The sequence below is a fragment of the Pantoea sp. R102 genome, from assembly GCF_004916815.1.
GTDB classification, from domain to species: Bacteria; Pseudomonadota; Gammaproteobacteria; order Enterobacterales; family Enterobacteriaceae; genus Pantoea; species Pantoea dispersa.
On sequence record NZ_SDFT01000135.1, the window covers coordinates 1 to 1,593 of the forward strand.

2 protein-coding genes are annotated in these 1,593 nt (G+C 60.5%); both read right to left on the reverse strand.

Going from position 1 to position 1,593, the window contains the following annotated elements:
* Positions 1-1,214, reverse strand: a 1,214-nt coding sequence (locus ERD80_RS14730; RefSeq protein WP_136547402.1) for a PAS domain-containing methyl-accepting chemotaxis protein, incomplete at its 3' end; no start/stop codon positions are given.
* A gap of 105 nt (positions 1,215-1,319) precedes the next feature.
* The coding region (locus ERD80_RS22680; RefSeq protein WP_211145593.1) for a hypothetical protein at positions 1,320-1,593 on the reverse strand (274 nt) is incomplete at its 5' end.

A 1,593-nucleotide genomic window follows, 5' to 3' on the forward strand; every position in this document is an offset into this window, starting at 1 on the left:
GCCAGACTGCGCACCTCGCCCGCTACCACCGCAAAGCCTTTACCCTGCTCACCGGCACGTGCCGCTTCCACCGCCGCGTTCAGCGCCAGAATATTGGTCTGGAAAGCGATGCCGTCAATCACGCTGGTGATGTTGGCGATACGCTTCGAGCTGTCGGCAATTTCCGCCATCATGCCGACCATCTCCTGCATCACTTCACCGCCTTTGATCGCCGCTGCGCTGGTGCTGGCCGACAGCGTATTCACTTCGCTGGCGGTTTCGGTGTTGCTTTTGACCGTGGCGGTCATTTCGTTCATGGTCGCCGCCGTTTGCTGCACGTTCGCCGCCGCCTGCTCGGTGCGACGGCTCAGTTCATCATTGCTGCGCGCGATGGCGTCGCTGGCGCTCAGGACGTTGATCGCCTGGCCGCTGACGTCATCCACCAGCCAGCGGAACATCAGGCCCAACTGGCCGATAGCGCGCTGCGTCATGCCGATCTCATCCACCCGATCGATGTGCTCGACTTTGTGGCTGGCGCCGGTGGCCACGCTCAGCGCCTGGCGGCACATGCGCTCCATCGGGCGCGAGATTTGATGCTCCAGCCACAGGCTGGCCAGCAGCAGCAGTCCGGCCATGCCGCCGCTGAAGCAGCCGATCGCCAGCGGTGCCATGCCCAGCAGCCAGACGCTCAGCACCGACAACGGCAGCAGCGCGATCAGCGTGCTGCGGATGCGCCAGCGCAGCGGCAACGTTTTCAGCACTGAAGTCAGTCGCCGCCAGCCGCTGCCAACAATCAGCCCTTTATGAAAGCGACGCCCTTTGGCACGCCCTTCACGAAAATCACGGTACAGCGCCTCGCACTGACGGACCTCCTCCGCCGACGGTTTGGTGCGTACCGACATATAGCCCTGCAGCTTGCCCTCGCGCACTACCGGAATAGCATTGGCGCGCACCCAGTAGTGATCGCCATTCTTGCGCCGGTTCTTGACCAGCGCGGTCCAGGGTTCGCCCTGCTTCAGCGTGCTCCACATATCGGCGAACGCTTCCGGCGGCATATCCGGATGACGCACCATGTTATGCGGCTGGCCGTTGACCTCTTCCGGGCTGAATCCGCTGACCTCAATAAAGGCGTCGTTGGCGTAGGTGATGTGGCTGTTGAGATCGGTGGTCGACATCAGCGTGGCGCGATCGTCGAAGACGAATTCACGCTGGGTGATGGGCTGGTTATTACGCATGTGTGAGTCCTTGCAAAACGCAGACTGAAGAGAAATCGATAATACTTTTTTACCTTTTCGGCAGCACAATGGCCTGGCTTTAGCGCGGCTATTTAATTTTTGTTCTTAATAAAGCCGGAGTGCGCGGCGCTTCACAGTTCTGGCCGCGGGCGGGATCGATAAAAAATCATTTAGGGTAAATGAGATCGAGCTTTGGCTGAACGCAGTGTCGGCAGCGGTGCGCATGAATGCGCACCCTACAGAAAAACGTGCCATCACCGCATCCCTGCACATCCCACAGCATGCCCCATTCTTGTAGGGTCGCCGTTCACGGCGACCGCATCCCTGCGCATCCCGCAGCATGCCCCATTTTGTAGGGTCACCGTTCACGGCGACCGCA